A 15,302-nucleotide genomic window follows, 5' to 3' on the forward strand; every position below is an offset into this window, starting at 1 on the left:
TCCCTCGCTCGGTGGTTCCTGTGGTGAGAGCACCTTCGCGCGGAGCACATGACATTCCGATGACAAGTCGTCAGCGCGTGGTGCGCGGACGGTCAGCGCCGTCGGACACGCTCCGGCCATGACTTATCTCGCGGGATCTCCCGAAGACTTCCTCGCCGTGCGGCACCTGACGCTGCGCGGCACCCAGGCCGAGATCGGCCACGCCCTCGGTGCCGAAACCCGAACGCGTTCCGACTGGACGCCGCCGCCGATCGATCCCATCGTGGCCAAGGCGCGCCGGATCTGGTTCGCCCGGAACTGGCCGCAGTACGCCGAACGCACGGCCGGGTTCGCCGAGGCCTACGGGCTTCCCGCCGACGCGGCGGTCTCCTTCGACAACGCGTCCGCCCTGCCCGCCGGGTCGGGTTGTTCGGCGCTGTGGACGGGCACCACGCTCGGGCGGAACTACGACTTCTTCACCCTGAGCTGGAGCCAGCTGGGTTCGGTGATGGCGGGCGCGGAACCCGTCGACGACGGAACGGCACCGATGGCGTCGCGGCCCTACGTCCTGACCACGATCCCTGACGACGGCATCGCCTCGACGTCGCTGTCCATGTCCACAGTGGACGGTGCGATGGAGGGCGTCAACGAGGCCGGGCTGGTCGTCGCGTTGCTGATGGCCGACCTCGAGGCGGCCGCACCGCTGGAGGACGACCCCGGACCGCAGGCCGGTCTCTCGGTGCCGCAGGTCTGCCGGTACCTGCTGGACACGTGCGAGAACGTCGACGAGGCAAAGGAAGCGCTGATGCTCGCCAAGCAGTACGCGCACGGCGCGCCCTGCCATTACATCGTCGCGGACGCCTCCGGCCGCGGTTTCGTCTACGAGCGCGGCGCGCACGACGTCGAGTACTTCGTGGAGGTCTCCGACGGGCCGCTGTGCGTCACGAACCACCTTCTGCACCGGCACCCGGACCTCGCCGCGTTGCCCGAGGACACCCCGGACACCTTCCTCACCTACCAGCGGCTGCGCACCCTCACCGAGGAGGCAGGCGCCGGACCGCGCGAGGCGCTCGACGCGGTCTCCGTCGCGATCGAGCCGGGCGCGCCGTGGCGGACGTTGTGGCGCAGCGTCCTCGACCCCGCCGCCCGCACCATGAGCACCCGGTTCTACCTCGGCGACGCGGAAAACGGCACCGCGCGCCACTCGCCGGAACTCACCTTCGGGGTGTCGAGGTGAACAGTGTCGAGGTGAACGTGAGCCGGGGCCGGAAGATCGGCACGATCGCGGTCTGCGTGCTGGCGCAGCTCCTGATCGCGGTCGATCTGACCGTGCTGCATCTGGTGCTGCCGTCGCTTTCGGAGCAGCTACGTCCGTCGACCACGGAATTGCTGTGGATCGCCGACGCGTACGGTTTCGCGCTCGCCGGACTGCTGATCACGATGGGCAACATCGGCGACCGCATCGGGCGGAAGAAGCTACTGCTGATCGGGGCGTCGCTGTTCGGCGTCGCTTCGGTGATCACGGCGTACGCGCCGACGGCGGAACTCCTCATCGCCGCCCGCGCGCTGCTCGGGATCGCCGCCGCGACGCTGATGCCGTCGACGCTCTCGATCGTGCGGAACGTGTTCACCGGCAAGGAACGCGCGGCCGTGATCGGGGTTTCGAGTGGGCTGACGATCCTCGGTTTCGGGCTGGGGCCGCTCATCGGCGGCGTGCTGCTCGAACATTTCTGGTGGGGTTCGGTGTTCCTGGTCAACGTGCCGGTGGTGGTGCTCATGGTGATCGCGGGCGCGCTGATCCTGCCGGAGTCGAAGAATCCGGCGCCGGGCCGGATCGACGTGCCCAGTGTGCTGCTTTCGGTCGCCGGCATGGTCGGGATCGTCTACACGATCAAGGAAGTCGCGTACAAGGGCTGGGGCCACTGGGACATCGCCGTCGCCGCGGTAGTCGGGCTCGGCTGTCTGCTGGTGTTCCTGCTGCGGCAGCCGCGATTGGCCGAACCGCTGATGGATCTGAAGCTGTTCGCGCGGCGAGCGTTCTCGGCGACCGTCGGCACCACCATCCTGGCGATGTTCGCGCAGCTGGCGGTCTCCCTGATGTTCGCGCAGTACCTGCAGCTGGTGGTGGGCTGGTCGCCGCTGAAGTCCGGGCTGGCCGGGCTGCCGGGGATGGGCGGCGCGATCCTCGGCGGGGTGCTCGCGCCGCTGGGGATCAAGGTCCTCGGCCGGGCGGTGACGGTCGCGCTGGGATGCGCTCTCTCGGCGGCCGGTTTCGCGTTGTACTCGGGGATCGGCGTGACGATCGACTATCCGGACCTGCTCGCGGCCATGATCGTCTTCGGGGTGGGGCTGTCGCTGATCCTCTCGGTCGCGACGGACACGGTGCTCGGCGTCGTGCCGAAGGCCAGGGCCGGGGCGGCGTCGGCGATCTCCGAGACGGCGACCGAACTCGGCGGGGCGCTGGGGATCGCGGTGCTGGGCAGCGTGCTCGGCGCGCTGTACCGGAGCGAACTCGTCATCCCGGCGGGTGTGCCGCCGGAGGCTGCGGGGGCGATCTCGGACACTCTCGGCGGTGCCGTGCAGGCCGCGGCACAGCTGCCCGGTGAGCAAGGGGCGGTGATCCTCAGCAACGCGAAACTGGCGTTCGTCGACGGCTTGCAGCTGACGATGCTGTGTTCGGCGGGACTCATGGCCCTGCTGGCGATCAGCGCACTGTTCACCCTGCGCGGTGTGCCAAAGCTCCTCGAAGACCCCGACGACACCCCGCCCCCAGCCGCGTTTAGCCCGCTAAACGCGAGCACCCCCCACACCCCCACCCGCATTTAGTCCTCTGGATGCGGGTGGCCCTCGCGTCGCTGAGCGCGTTTAGCCCGCTAAACGCGCTCAGGGGCGCTTGGGACCGGCCAGCGGGACGGCGTGGCGGTCACCTGAGCGCACCATGGCCAGCAAGGGTTTCGTGGCCACGTTCAGCAGCCGGGCCGCGAACGTGCGGCCGTTGCGGCGCGCGATGTCCGGGCCGAAGGCGTCCATCAGGGCGACGAGGCCGGGCAGCGGCCGCACGAACAGCGTCGCTTCGGTGATGAGCCCGTCCTCGTCGAGCTTCAGCACCGCCGCCTCCTCCATCTCCTCACCGCCGACACGCGCGGTGTAGACGACGACGCGCGTCGACGCGTCCCCGGTGTCGGTGTGGAACCGGACGTCGCGCAGATGCGCATAGGCGACTTCCAGCAGCGGTTCGAGTTCCGCGTGCCCGGTGAACCGGACCCGGCTGGTCAGCGGCGAGTGCACGACGGCGTCCGGCGCGAACGCGCTCAGCGCGAGCGCGACGTCCCGGGTCTCGATGGCCCGGCGGTACCGCTCGGTGGTGTCGGTGCTCATACGTCCTCCTGGATCAGGTTCCCCAGACCGCGCCACAACAGATCCGTCGTGAGCGCGACGACTTGCTCCCGCGGGATGTCGCGGTTGCTCCACCACCAGGTGGCGATGGCGTTCAGCGCGCTCTTCGCCGCTTCGGCGAGCGCTTCGTTGGCGCGATCACGCGGCAGGTCGGCGGTCAGCTCCAGGCCGGGGACCCGCGCGAACACCCCGGCCAGCTGCCCGGTGGCCCTGGCCTGCCCGCGCCGGTGCACCTCGGCGACGCCCGGATCGGACGGCGTCTCGGCGAAGATCATCCGCCAGCCGCGTTCGTTCGCCTCCATCCAGGCGAAGATCGCCGCCACCCGGCTCCGCAGCAGCCCCTCGGCGGTGTCCGACGGCGGCAGCCCGGCCCAGCCGGCCAGCAGACTGTCCACTTCGGACTCCAACAGCCCGGCGTACAGCTCGGCCTTGGACTGGAAATGGTCATAGAGCACGGGCGTGCTGATCCCGGCCGCCGTCGCCACCTCGCGCATCCCCGCCGCGTCATACCCGGATTCGGCGAACACCCGCGCCGCCGCGGCCAGGATCCGCTCCCGGCGTTCTTCCCTGCTCAACCGCTTACCTGACATCGGTCAGGTACGCTACCACCGAACCTGACAACTGTCAGGTTGCGCTCCGGGTAACCTGGGCGATCGTGCGTACAGTCGTAGTCATCGGGGGCGGGATCGTCGGCCTCGCCGTGGCCTGGGAGCTGACCAAACGAGGCCTGGACGTCACGGTGCTCGAGAAGGAGGACCGCTGGGCGGCCCACCAGACCGGGCACAACTCCAACGTCGTGCACGCGGGCCTCTACTACAAGCCGGGTTCCTTCAAGGCCAGGATGTCCACCGCGGGCAACCGGTCCATTGTGGACTTCGCGCGGCAGTACGGAGTGCCGGTGGAGGTCTGCGGCAAACTCGTCGTCGCCACCTCCGAAGCGGAGCTTCCGGCGCTGAAGGTGCTCGCCGAACGGGCCGAGGCCAACGGCGTCCCGGCCAAGCTGATCACCCCGAGCGAGGCCCGCGAGTACGAACCCGAGGTCTCGTGCGTCGCCGCGCTGCGCGTCGAGTCCACCGGCATCATCGACTTCCCGGCCGTCTGCACCGCGCTGGTGCGCCTGCTCGACGAGTCCGACGCCGACCTGCGCCTCGGCACGCCCGCGCGGGGCATCCGCGCGGGCCGCACCGGCGGCGTCGAGGTGGCGACCGGCGACGAGGTGATCCACGCGGACGCGCTCGTCAACTGCGCGGGCCTGCACGCCGACCGGGTCGCGCGGCTCGCCGGGCTGACCCCGAGCGCGCGGATCGTGCCGTTCCGCGGCGAGTACTACGAACTCAAACCCGAACGCCGCCACCTCGTCCGCGGCCTGATCTACCCGGTGCCGGACGCGTCGCTGCCGTTCCTCGGCGTGCACCTCACCCGCATGCTCGACGGCAGCGTGCACGCCGGCCCCAACGCGGTGCTCGCGCTGCGCCGCGAGGGCTACACCTGGCGCGACATCTCCGCGAAGGACCTCGCCGAGGTCGCCCGATTCCCCGGCGTCTGGCGGCTCGCGCGCAAGTACGCCTACCCGACCGGGCTCGACGAGGTCCGCCGCTCGTTCTCCCGCCGCCGCTTCGCCGAAAGCCTCGCGCGGCTCGTACCCGCCGTCACCGAGGACGACATCGTGCGGCACGGCTCCGGTGTCCGCGCGCAGGCGCTGCGCCCCGACGGCGCGCTCGTCGACGACTTCCTGATCGAGACCGCGCGTGACCAGGTGCACGTCCTCAACGCGCCCTCACCGGCGGCGACCAGCGCGCTGGAGATCGCCAAGTACATCGCCGACGAGGTTTCGGCCTAAAGCGGCTGAAGGGCCCCTTCCCCGCATCTCACGCGGCGAAGGGCGCTTTCCTCGCATCGCATGCGGGGAAAGCGCCCTTCAGCTCCGTTTCAGCCTAGCCGGCGGGGACGTTCGCGGTCACGAGCGGCATCACGGCCTGGGGGATTTCGCAGGCCTTGGCGTTGTCACTGAGGTCGCCGGTGTCGAGCTTGATCGACGAGGTCTCGGTGACCGGCAGGAGCGCGACGCAGATCGGGCTGTCCGGGGCGGAGTAGACGATCCACTTCTTGCCGTTCACCATCTGCTCGGCCGGAGTGCCCTCCAGCCCGGGCACGTCCTCGGTCCTGGTCGCGGTGTAGACCCAGAGGTCGAGGGCCTTCTTGCCCTGGTCGCCGTCCGTGTCGTCCCACTGGCAGCCGTTCTTGGGATCGTTCGACGAGCCGTTCATCGGCCGCGCGGGCGCCAGGTTGAGCGGGGTCACCTGCTCGGGTTTGAGCAGGGTGCACGGGTCGACGTTCACCAGCGGGCCGGACGCTTCGATCGGCTTCTGCCCCGGCGGCGCGGTGATCTGCGGGTCCTGCTGCCCACCGGGCAGATGCGACGCGATCGCGGGCGCGGCGGCCTTCGCCAGGTCGCACGCCTTGGTGCTGTCGTCGCCAGGGGCGTCGCTCGAAATCTCGACGAACGTCTTCGCGTCCAGTTCGGTGGCGATCGAGCAGTACTTCGGGCCGAGGATGGTCGCGTACCGCGTCCAGGTGAAGCCGCCGATGCCGAACTTCTCCCCGGGCAGCGCACCCGCGTAGTAGTCGACAGCCGACAGGTTCAGGCTCCGCGAAACTTCGAGCGCGACCCCGTCGGGCGAGTTCTCCAGTTCGGAGAACCGGCAGACCGCGGGAACCTTCTGCTCGGGCCTCGCCGGGCGTTCCTTGCCCGGGAACATGACGCCCAGCGCGTCCGCCTGCTGCTGCGAAAGCAGGGCGCACGGGTCGGCTTTCGTGATCACCGGCCCTTGTCCTGGCACGGGCGAGGCCGAGCCGCCGATCGTCGACGTACAGCCACCGAGCGACAGCGCCGCCAGCACGATCGCGAGCGAATTCCGAAACCGCATGCGTTCCCTGTTTCCTTCGGAGCGGACCCTACTTCGATGTCGGCGTGAGCACCTCGGTTCCGCCGAGGAAGGGACGAAGAGCTTCCGGCACCCGGACCGAACCGTCTTCGAGCTGGTGGTTCTCGAGGATCGCGACGATCCACCGCGTGGTGGCGAGCGTGCCGTTCAGCGTGGCGACGGTCTGCGGGCGGCCGTCGTCGTCGCGGTAGCGGATGCCGAGGCGGCGGGCCTGGAAAGTCGTGCAGTTCGACGTCGAGGTCAGCTCGCGGTAGGTCTCCTGCGAAGGCACCCACGCCTCGCAGTCGAACTTCCGGTACGCGGAGGTGCCGAGGTCGCCGGTGGCGGTGTCGATCACCCGGTAGGGGACCTCGATCTTGGCGAGCATCTGCTCTTCCCAGTCCAGCAGGCGCGCGTGTTCGGCTTCGGCGTCCTCGGGACGCGTGTAGACGAACATCTCGACCTTGTCGAACTGGTGGACGCGGATGATGCCGCGGGTGTCCTTGCCGTACGAACCGGCCTCGCGGCGGTAGCAGGACGACCAGCCCGCGTAGCGCTTCGGGCCGTTGCCCAGGTCGAGGATCTCGTCGGCGTGGTAGCCGGCGAGCGGGACCTCGGAGGTGCCGACAAGGTACAGGTCGTCGTCGCGCAGGCGGTAGATCTCCGACGAGTGGGCGCCGAGGAAGCCGGTGCCCGCCATGATCTCCGGCCGCACCAGGGTCGGCGTGATCATCGGCGTGAAGCCGTTCGCCGTCGCCTGCGCGATGGCCATGTTCAGCAGTCCGAGCTGCAGCTGGGCGCCGATGCCGGTGAGGAAGTAGAACCGCGAACCCGAGACCTTCGCGCCGCGCTCCATGTCGACGGCGCCGAGGCCCTCGCAGAGTTCGAGGTGGTCCTTCGGCGTGAAGTCGAATTTCTTCGGCTCGCCGACGTGCTTGAGCACGACGTAGTCGTCCTCGCCGCCTTCGGGCGCGTCGGGGTGGACCAGGTTCGGCACCAGGCGGTGCAGCTGCTCGAACTCCTCCGACGCCTCGGTCTGCTCGACCTCGGCGGTCTTGACCTGGGCGGCGAGGTCCTTCGCCTTGGCGAGCAGCGCGGCCCGCTCGTCACCCTGTGCCTTCGGGATGAGCTTGCCCAGCGACTTCTGTTCGGCACGCAGCTTGTCGGCGGCGGCGATCGAGGACCGGCGGCGGGAGTCGAGGGAGAGCAGCTTGTCGACCACTCCTTCGTCCTCGCCACGGGCGCGCTGTGAAGCGCGCACGACGTCCGGGTCATCGCGCAGAGTCCTGGGGTCAATCACGAGTCCAGAGATTAGTCCTAGGACTTCGAGCACTTCGAGGCAGTTTGCCCGTACACACTGTGCGGGCCGCCGCGGATAACCCGACAGTCTGATTGTTGTCGCCCGTTTCGGGCCCTCCCCATACTGAGATCTCCCTGCTGCGGACGGAGAAACCCGATGACCGATGCGGACCTGCTGGCGCGGCACAAGGCGGTACTCCCGTCGTGGCTGGCGCTCTACTACGACGAGCCGATCGAGATCGTGCACGCGCAGGACCGCCGGGTCATCGACTCGACCGGGCGCACCTATCTCGACTTCTTCGCGGGCATCCTGACGAACTCGATGGGCTACGACGTCTCGGCGATCAGCGACGCCGTGCGCAAGCAACTCGACACCGGGATCCTGCACACCTCGACGCTGTACCTGATCCGCTCGCAGGTCGAACTGGCCGAGCGCATCGCGAAGCTCTCCGGCATCCCCGACGCGAAGGTGTTCTTCACCAACTCCGGGACCGAAGCGAACGACACCGCGCTGATGCTCGCCACCCAGTTCCGGCGCAGCAACCAGGTACTGGCGATGCGGAACTCGTACCACGGGCGGTCGTTCGCGACGGTCGGCATCACGGGGAACCGCGGCTGGTCGGCATCGTCGCTCAGCCCGGTGAAGGTGAGTTACGTCCACGGCGGCTACCGGTACCGCAGCCCGTTCCGGGCGCTTTCGGACACGGAGTACATCGACGCGTGCGTCGCGGACCTCGTCGACGTGCTGGAGACCGGCACGTCGGGTGACGTCGCCTGCATGATCGCCGAGCCGATCCAGGGTGTCGGCGGCTTCAGCTCACCGCCGGACGGCCTGTTCAAGGCGATGAAGGAGGTCCTCGACCAGTACGGGATCCTGTTCATCTCCGACGAGGTCCAGACCGGCTGGGGACGGACCGGCGAACACTACTGGGGGATCCAGGCGCACGACGTCGTCCCCGACGCGATGACCTTCGCGAAGGGCCTCGGCAACGGGCTGGCGATCGGCGGGCTCGTGGCGCGCGGCGACCTCGTCGACTGCCTGACCGCGAACTCGATCTCGACCTTCGGCGGCAACCCGGTCGCGATGGCGGGCGCGGCCGCGGTGCTCGACCACATCGCCGACCACGACCTGCAGGCCAACGCGCTCGCACGGGGCAACGAACTGCTCGCCGGGCTGCGCGCGGCGGGGAATCCGCTGATCGGGGACGTGCGCGGCAAGGGCCTCATGATCGGCGTGGAACTGGTCGAGCCGGGCGGTATGGAGCCGAATCCGGGGGCCGCGGCGCGGATGATGGAGGAGACCAAGGCGCGGGGGCTGCTGATCGGCAAGGGCGGGCTGCACGGCAACGTCCTGCGGATCGCGCCGCCGATGACGCTCACCGCGGAGGAAGCCGCGGAGGGGCTGGGGATCATCGTGGACGCGCTGGCCGCTGTCTCCTGAGGAGTGTCATAAGGGGTCCCCATGGGACGAAATTCGTCCCATGGGGACCCCTTATGACACTTACGGGACTCAGGACTTCACGAAGCGCGCGATGACCTCACCCAGCCGACCACCGGCGTCCTCCTGCAGGAAGTGACCGGCACCGGTGATCGTCGGATGCTCCAGCTCGCGGGCCCCGCGCATCGAGCCCCGCAGTTCGAGGCCCCACGGCGCGGTGATCGGGTCGCCGTCGGAGAACGACACCAGGAACGGCTTGTCCAGTTCGGCGAGCACCTTCAGCGCGGCCCGGTTGGCGGCCGAGGCCGGATCGTCGGGGGTGACCGGCACCAGCGACGGCATCGCGCGCGGCGCGGCCTTGTACATCTCGTTCGGGAAGGGCGCGTCGTAGGCGGCGCGGACCTCGTCGGGCAGCTTGGTCTGGCAGCCCGCCTGCACGAACCGGCCGACGTCGAGGACCTGGGCGTTCTCGACGGTCTCCCGGAACTTGTGCCAGATCTCCGGCATGTCGGTGTCGCCGGTGGGGAGGCCGGTGTTGGCCGCCACGACGCGGGAGAAGCGGTCGGGGTTCTCGGCGACCAGCCGCAGGCCGATCAGGCCGCCCCAGTCCTGGCCGACCAGGGTGACCTCGGTGAGGTCGAGGACGTCGAAGGCGAACGCGCGCATCCACTCGACGTGCCGCTGGTAGGTGTGGTCGACCATGTCGCCGGGTTTGTCGGACCGGCCGAAGCCGACCAGGTCGGGCGCGATCGCGCGCAGCCCGGCGTCGGCGAGCACCGGGATGACCTTCCGGTAGAGGTAGGACCAGGTGGGCTCGCCGTGCAGCAGGAGAACGGGCGGCCCGTCCGCGGGCCCGGCCTCCACGTAACCCACTCTGATCACGCCGCCGTGAAGGTCGACGAGTTCCGCGTAGCGCGGCTCGAAGTCGAAATCGGGCAGGTCCGAGAACCGGTCGTCCGGTGTCCTCAAAAGGCGCACGACTCCCACGGTAGTGGGAATCGTGCGCCTATGCCGTTTTCAGCAGGACAAGGATTTACGAAATACCGACGGCCACGACGAGGCCGAGGGCGAGGTGCGCGGCCGCGACCACGACGCTGACCGGGGCGAACTTCTCGCTCTCGATGGTCGAGCGGACGTCGATGCGGGTCGCCCACTCCAGCAGCCGGACGGCCAGCACCTGCACGACGATGCCGAGCAGGCCGTAGACCAGCGAGGTGATGAGGCCCTCGGTCAGGTCGCTGGCGGAGTTCGCGATGGCCACGACGACGATGAACGCCATCGACAGCAGACCCGACGCGGTGACGATGACCGCGTTCGGCAGGCCACGCGTGACCAGCTGGGAGAGCTTGCCGGGCGTGGTCCAGTCGATCGCCCAGAACCCGGCGAACATCAGCAGCAGGCCGACGACGCCGTACAGCAGGATCGCGCCGATCCCTCGCACGAGGTCGGAGCCGAACGTGTCGGACAGCGCAAGGGTGGTGGTCACAGGGTTCTCCCAGAAGTACTCGCGGGCGGTGCTGGTCAGGAATGTCAGGATTGTGCGGTTGCTTCTATCACGACTCGACGATGCGGTGCGGGACGAACGCCGCGCCGTCGTCGGTCACGAGGCCGGCCGTCTCGCGGATGCCGAGGCCGGCGGCGTGGTCGCCGACGATCCACGCGCCGAGCGCGGGCCGGTAGCCCTGGAACTCCGGAAGCGGGTCGAAAGCCTGGTAGACGTAGCCTTCGGCGCCGTAGACCCCGTCGGTCTGCGTCTCGTATCCGGTGGCGACGATCTGCACGTTCGCGCCCTCGCGGCCGAGCTTCGGCTTGCGGACGTATTCGGTCAGCAGGCCGGGGTCGTCGGCGAAGGCGGGCAGCAGGTTCGGGTGCCCCGGGTAGTTCTCCCACAGGATCGCGAGCAGCGTCTTGTTGGAGAGGATCATCTTCCACAGCGGCTCGACCCACAGCGTGCGCGGCATGGTCTCGACGGCGAAGCGGCCGAACTCCTCGTCGACCACCCATTCCCACGGGTAGAGCTTCACCACGGTCGCCATCTGCGCCTCTTCGAGGTCGACGAACCGCTTGAGCACCGGATCCCAGCCGATCTCCTCGATCGCCAGGCCGACGGTGTCGAGCCCGGCCTCGGCCGCGGTCTCCTGCAGGTACGCCGTGGTCACGTGGTCCTCACCGGAGGGGTCCGCGGACGACCAGGTGAAGTGCAGTTCGTTGGAGGGCAGCTTCTCGGCGAGTTCGCCCCAGCGTTCGACCAGCTTCTCGTGGATCGAGTTCCACTGGTCGGCCTCGGGGAAGACCGCGGTCTTCCAGTGCCACTGCAGCACCGCGGCCTCGAGCAGCGAGGTCGGCGTGTCGGCGTTGTATTCGAGCAGCTTCGCCGGGCTCTTGCCGTCGTAGCGCAGGTCGAACCGGCCGTAGACGTGCGGATCCTGCCGCTTCCACGACTCGGCGATATGCGGCCAGACCCACTCGGGGATGCCGAAGCGGTGGTACTGCTCCGTGGTCACCACGTTGTCGACGGCTTCGAGGCACATCGAGTGCAGCAGTTCCACGTCCGCCTCGACGGAGAGGATCTCGTCCATCTCGAAGACGTAGTGGACCGACTCGTCCCAGTACGGCCTGGACTTGCCGGCGCCGTCGCGGGCGGGGGTGCCGAAGACCAGGCCCTGCTCCTCGACGATGTTCTGCCAATCCCGCCGAGGCGGCTTGGAATCCCGGTACACCTACGAGCCCCCGCTCTTGCCGCTGCCGCCGGAGCCGCTCTTGCCGCTGATGCCGAATCCGCCGCGCTGGACGGTCTTGCCCGATTTGGTGCTGACGTTCGCGCGCGACGACGGCGGGTCGTACGAGCCGCCGGACACCCGCTGCCCGATCGCGCCGCTGCCGCCGTAGTTGTAGCGGTAGCTCTGCATCGGCCCGCCGATACCGCCGATGGGGATGAAGAAGAAACCGCCGCTGGAGTAACCGCCGTGCGATCGCACGTAGTTCTCGTCGCAGTTCTGGTCGTTGTCGACGATCTCGTCCTTGGTGGTGCAGACGGCCGTGACGTTCTCCGGCTTCGCGACGGTGTAGAACGTCGCGACCAGGCCGACCAGCCCGACGGTCACCCCGGTACCGATCAGGAGCTTCTTCTTGGTCGAAGACTTCTTCTCCGCGGCACGCGCGGCCTCGGCGGCGAGCGCCTCCTGGCGCTCCTGGTCCGCCAGTGCCTGTTGCCGTGCCCGCTGCTCGGCCAGCGACGGCTGACGCGCCTGCGTCGTCTCGTCCTGGAACCGCATCGAGCCGCGCTTCGGCGGCTCCTGGGGAGGCTGTCCCCCTCGGTTGTCATCCTGCGTCATCGAAGCTCCGTAATCGCCCGCCAGCACGAACCCGTGTCCAACACTAACCACCCGGTACGCGCACCTTACGTGCGGCGCGGGCATCATGGAGTGGATGTCTCAACAGGCCGAGCGGTTCCGTGATCCGCGAAACGCGCTGAGCACCCTGCGCACCCGGCTCGTCATGGCCGGTGTGTTCGTCGGGGCGATCATCGCGCTGTCACTGAGTGTCGCGTTCTCCTGGAACGTGGGCCCGGAGGGTGGCGCGGGCGGCGGGCCCCCCAAACTGTCCGCCGCCGCCGTCGAAGCGTTCCAGTCCCCACCGGGCACCTGCCTGACCTGGAGCAACCCGGACGCCGCCGACGCGCGGCGCGTGCCGTGCACGGAGCCTCATCTGTTCGAGGTCACCAGCATCGTCGACATCGGCGCGCAGTACCCGGCAGGCGTGCCGAGTCCGAGCCTTGACCAGTGGCAGGAGATCTCCCGGTCTCGGTGCACCGTCGACGTCAAGCCGTACCTCGGCCGGACGCTGGACCCGTACGGCCGGTTGAGCATGAACCTGCTCCGGCCGACCCCCGCGCAGTGGGAGGACGGCGACCGGCAGCTGCGGTGCGGCCTGCAGTGGGCGGGCCCCGGCGGCAAGCTGCAGCCGACCACCGGACCGGCGAAGGAGCAGAACCAGTCGGCGGTGTGGGAGCCGGGCACCTGCCTCGCGCTGCTCAACAACAGCTTCGGCGACCCGATCGACTGCGCCCAGCCGCATTCGTACGAGATCATCGCGACGCTCGACCTCAAGTCGAAGTTCAAGGAGGGCTACCCCTCCCAGGAACAGCAGAACACCTGGCTGGACACCGAATGCTCGACGGTCGCGCAGGACTACACCGGCAACGCCGACCTCGCCGCCAAGAAGGTCACCCTCGGCTGGGACGTCCGCGAGCAGGAGAGCTGGGACGCCGGGTCGACGCTGGTGAACTGCAAGGCGGCGGCGGTGCTGCCGGACAACAAGGGACTCGCGCCGATCACCGGGAGCCTCAAGGTCGGCAGCGGCGAGGCCCCGCCGTCCGACGGCGGTCCGGCGAGCCCGCCGCCCTCCTCCTCGGCTCCGAAGACCGGCGGGTGAGCACGTGCCCGTCGAGATGACCCGGCAGCGCTTCGAGGAGCTGGTGTCGGAGGCGCTGGACGAGCTTCCGCCCGAATTCGCGGACGCGATGGACAACGTCGTGGTACTCGTGGAGGAGTTCAACGAGGAGTCGCCCACGATCCTCGGGCTCTACCACGGGGTCGCGCTGACCGAACGGACCCACGAGTACGGCGGGGTCCTGCCGGACCGGATCTCGATCTACCGGCGGCCGTTGCTCCAGATGTGCGATACCGAAGAGGACGTTGTCGAGGAGGTGCTGATCACGGTGGTCCACGAGGTCGGGCACCACTTCGGCATCGACGACGCGCGCTTGCACGAACTCGGCTGGGGCTGAGCCGCCCGAGAAGGCGATAGCAAAGGTCCCTTGCTCCCTCCCGGCGGATTCCGCGCCGGAAGCGGCGTGGTCGGTGATTTTTGTGCGTCGGGCACCAAAGGTTCTTCGGATTCTTAACTGGGTGTAACAACCCGGCCACTTTGGGCGACACCCCCGCTAAACTTTTCGACACGTTGTCGTCGGCCGGCGTCGGCGAATGCCTGGGGAGGCGTGCATGGCCGAGTCGAGGGCGCGCGGCGGGGGAGACCGGCGGTTGCGCTGGCTGCTCGCGTCCAGCGCGGCGTCGAATCTCGGCGACGGCATCGGCAAGGTCGCCTTCCCGCTGCTCGCGGTCACCCTCACCCGCGATCCGCTGCTCATCGCCGGTCTCTCGGCGACCCAGTTCCTGCCGTGGCTGCTGTTCGCGCTCCCGGCGGGCGCGCTGCTGGACCGGATCGACCGCCGTCGCGCGATGATCTTCGCGAACAGCGCCCGGGCGGTGGTCGTGGGCGGGATGGCCGTCCTCGTCGCGGCCGGCGGTGTGACGATCTGGGTGGTCTACGCGGCCGCCCTGCTCATCGGCTTCGCGGAGGTGGTCGCCGACAGCGCCGCGAACGTGCTCATCCCGGCGGTGGTCGGCAAGGGTTCGCTCGACAGCGCGAACAGCAAACTCCAGGCCTGTGAGATCGTCGGCCAAACCTTCCTGGGCGGGCCGGTCGGCAGTGCCACCTTCGCGCTCTTCGCGACGTTCCCGTTCCTGCTCAACTCAGTGGGCTTCGCGATCGCCGCGGCGGTGCTCATCGGACTCGCGGGAAGCTACCGGCCGAAAGCCGCCGAGAGCGCGCCCGCCGATCTCCGGGCCGAACTGGCGGACGGGTTCCGCTGGCTGAAGGACCACCGGCTGGTCCTGCGCCTGGTCGTCATCGCGGGGCTGATCAGCCTGGTCAGCGAACTCGCGCAGGCGCAGTTGGTGCTGTACGCGATCGAATACCTGAGGCTCAGCGAAGCGGCCTTCGGGCTCTTCGCGTTCGTCGGCGGCATCGGTGGCTTGGTGGGCGCGGGTATCGCCCCGCGGCTGGTGAAGACGTCCAGCCGTAGTGCCGTTCTCCTCGGCGGCACCGCCTTGTGCGGCGTGGCGTTCACCGGGATGGCCTGACGGGTTCGGCGGTGGCGGGGGCGGCGCTGTTCGGCCTGTTCGCGGCGGCCGTCGTCGCGGTGAACATCGTGCTGGGCACCGCGCGGCACACGCTCGTACCCGGCGAACTGCTCGGCCGGGTCCTCGGCGTGTGGCGCACCGTCGTCTGGGGCGCCATCCCGGTCGGCGCCCTGCTCGGCGGGGTCCTCACCCACGCGCTCGGCTCCCCGGCCCGGACGTTCCTGACGTCCGGGCTCCTGCTGTTCGGGGTGGCCGGTTTCGCGTTCGTCTCGTTACGCCCCGGCGCCTTCGATGACGAATCGGCCACGGCCTTGCGGGTACTGCACCAAGACCGGTGAAAAC

General features: G+C 69.2%; 14 protein-coding genes and 1 pseudogene. 7 read left to right on the forward strand and 8 right to left on the reverse strand.

Annotation, left to right across the window (positions count from 1 at the left end; all coding sequences use genetic code 11):
- Nucleotides 1-118: 118 nt before the first annotated feature.
- Nucleotides 119-1,216, forward strand: coding sequence for a C45 family autoproteolytic acyltransferase/hydrolase (locus tag L324_RS28515; RefSeq protein WP_037315479.1), 1,098 nt, complete (start codon nucleotides 119-121; stop codon nucleotides 1,214-1,216).
- Nucleotides 1,213-2,805, forward strand: a complete 1,593-nt coding sequence (locus tag L324_RS28520; RefSeq protein ID WP_438938467.1) for an MFS transporter — start codon at nucleotides 1,213-1,215, stop codon at nucleotides 2,803-2,805. The genes L324_RS28515 and L324_RS28520 overlap by 4 nt, the downstream gene beginning before the upstream one ends.
- A 57-nt stretch (nucleotides 2,806-2,862) precedes the next feature.
- On the opposite strand, the gene L324_RS28525 is transcribed toward L324_RS28520, so the two are convergent.
- Together L324_RS28525 and L324_RS28530 are read right to left on the reverse strand one after the other, a co-directional pair.
- Entirely contained in the window at nucleotides 2,863-3,357 is a 495-nt protein-coding gene (locus L324_RS28525; RefSeq protein WP_037315482.1) for a nuclear transport factor 2 family protein, read from the reverse strand.
- Nucleotides 3,354-3,950: a TetR/AcrR family transcriptional regulator gene (locus L324_RS28530; protein ID WP_051174140.1), complete on the reverse strand. Its 597-nt coding sequence runs from the start codon at nucleotides 3,948-3,950 to the stop codon at nucleotides 3,354-3,356. The genes L324_RS28525 and L324_RS28530 overlap by 4 nt, the downstream gene beginning before the upstream one ends.
- A gap of 8 nt (nucleotides 3,951-3,958) precedes the next feature.
- On the opposite strand from L324_RS28530, the gene lhgD reads away from it, so the two are divergent.
- A complete protein-coding gene (lhgD, locus tag L324_RS28535) occupies nucleotides 3,959-5,215 on the forward strand; it encodes an L-2-hydroxyglutarate dehydrogenase (protein WP_328286160.1) in 1,257 nt (418 codons plus the stop codon).
- A 94-nt stretch (nucleotides 5,216-5,309) separates the two neighbouring features.
- On the opposite strand, the gene L324_RS28540 is transcribed toward lhgD, so the two are convergent.
- Together L324_RS28540 and serS are read right to left on the reverse strand one after the other, a co-directional pair.
- Nucleotides 5,310-6,302 (reverse strand): DUF3558 family protein, encoded by a 993-nt coding sequence (locus L324_RS28540; protein WP_037315491.1) that lies wholly within the window; start codon nucleotides 6,300-6,302, stop codon nucleotides 5,310-5,312.
- Between the two features lie 28 nt (nucleotides 6,303-6,330).
- Nucleotides 6,331-7,599, reverse strand: a complete 1,269-nt coding sequence (gene serS / locus L324_RS28545) for a serine--tRNA ligase (RefSeq protein ID WP_081736498.1) — start codon at nucleotides 7,597-7,599, stop codon at nucleotides 6,331-6,333.
- 156 nt (nucleotides 7,600-7,755) lie between these two features.
- Here serS and L324_RS28550 point away from each other — a divergent pair, with 156 nt between their 5' ends.
- The gene (locus L324_RS28550) at nucleotides 7,756-9,039 is read left to right on the forward strand and encodes an aspartate aminotransferase family protein (protein WP_037315497.1); all 1,284 of its coding nucleotides are present in this window, start codon (nucleotides 7,756-7,758) and stop codon (nucleotides 9,037-9,039) included.
- 69 nt (nucleotides 9,040-9,108) lie between these two features.
- On the opposite strand, the gene L324_RS28555 is transcribed toward L324_RS28550, so the two are convergent.
- The 4 genes from L324_RS28555 to L324_RS28570 form a co-directional block, all read right to left on the reverse strand.
- The gene (locus L324_RS28555) at nucleotides 9,109-10,014 is read right to left on the reverse strand and encodes a haloalkane dehalogenase (protein ID WP_152547029.1); all 906 of its coding nucleotides are present in this window, start codon (nucleotides 10,012-10,014) and stop codon (nucleotides 9,109-9,111) included.
- A gap of 55 nt (nucleotides 10,015-10,069) precedes the next feature.
- Nucleotides 10,070-10,522 carry a DUF350 domain-containing protein gene (locus L324_RS28560; protein WP_037315501.1) on the reverse strand — a complete coding sequence of 151 codons (453 nt, stop codon included), beginning with the start codon at nucleotides 10,520-10,522 and terminating at the stop codon, nucleotides 10,070-10,072.
- A 67-nt stretch (nucleotides 10,523-10,589) separates the two neighbouring features.
- Nucleotides 10,590-11,756 (reverse strand): glutathionylspermidine synthase family protein, encoded by a 1,167-nt coding sequence (locus L324_RS28565; RefSeq protein WP_037315503.1) that lies wholly within the window; start codon nucleotides 11,754-11,756, stop codon nucleotides 10,590-10,592.
- Complete coding sequence (locus L324_RS28570) at nucleotides 11,757-12,371, reverse strand: hypothetical protein (protein WP_235783675.1); 615 nt, start codon at nucleotides 12,369-12,371, stop codon at nucleotides 11,757-11,759. It abuts the gene before it with no gap.
- 94 nt (nucleotides 12,372-12,465) lie between these two features.
- Here L324_RS28570 and L324_RS28575 point away from each other — a divergent pair, with 94 nt between their 5' ends.
- The 3 genes and pseudogenes from L324_RS28575 to L324_RS28585 all read left to right on the forward strand — a co-directional run bounded on the left by L324_RS28575 (nucleotide 12,466) and on the right by L324_RS28585 (nucleotide 15,298).
- Entirely contained in the window at nucleotides 12,466-13,470 is a 1,005-nt protein-coding gene (locus L324_RS28575) for a septum formation family protein (protein ID WP_037315507.1), read from the forward strand.
- A gap of 4 nt (nucleotides 13,471-13,474) precedes the next feature.
- Complete coding sequence (locus L324_RS28580) at nucleotides 13,475-13,825, forward strand: metallopeptidase family protein (protein WP_020632845.1); 351 nt, start codon at nucleotides 13,475-13,477, stop codon at nucleotides 13,823-13,825.
- Nucleotides 13,826-14,039: 214 nt separating this feature from the next.
- A pseudogene (locus L324_RS28585) lies at nucleotides 14,040-15,298 on the forward strand (MFS transporter).
- The last annotated feature ends 4 nt before the right edge of the window (nucleotides 15,299-15,302 follow it).

This window comes from Amycolatopsis orientalis DSM 40040 = KCTC 9412, assembly GCF_000478275.1.
Lineage (GTDB): Bacteria > Actinomycetota > Actinomycetes > Mycobacteriales > Pseudonocardiaceae > Amycolatopsis > Amycolatopsis orientalis.

What these genes read in the sequence shown, in the direction of transcription:
- L324_RS28570 (WP_235783675.1), bottom strand. Translation starts at nt 12,371, where the DNA reads ATGACGCAGGATGACAACCGAGGGGGACAGCCTCCCCAGGAGCCGCCG.
- L324_RS28575 (WP_037315507.1), top strand. Translation starts at nt 12,466, where the DNA reads ATGTCTCAACAGGCCGAGCGGTTCCGTGATCCGCGAAACGCGCTGAGC.
- L324_RS28540 (WP_037315491.1), bottom strand. Translation starts at nt 6,302, where the DNA reads ATGCGGTTTCGGAATTCGCTCGCGATCGTGCTGGCGGCGCTGTCGCTC.
- L324_RS28550 (WP_037315497.1), top strand. Translation starts at nt 7,756, where the DNA reads ATGACCGATGCGGACCTGCTGGCGCGGCACAAGGCGGTACTCCCGTCG.
- L324_RS28515 (WP_037315479.1), top strand. Translation starts at nt 119, where the DNA reads ATGACTTATCTCGCGGGATCTCCCGAAGACTTCCTCGCCGTGCGGCAC.
- L324_RS28525 (WP_037315482.1), bottom strand. Translation starts at nt 3,357, where the DNA reads ATGAGCACCGACACCACCGAGCGGTACCGCCGGGCCATCGAGACCCGG.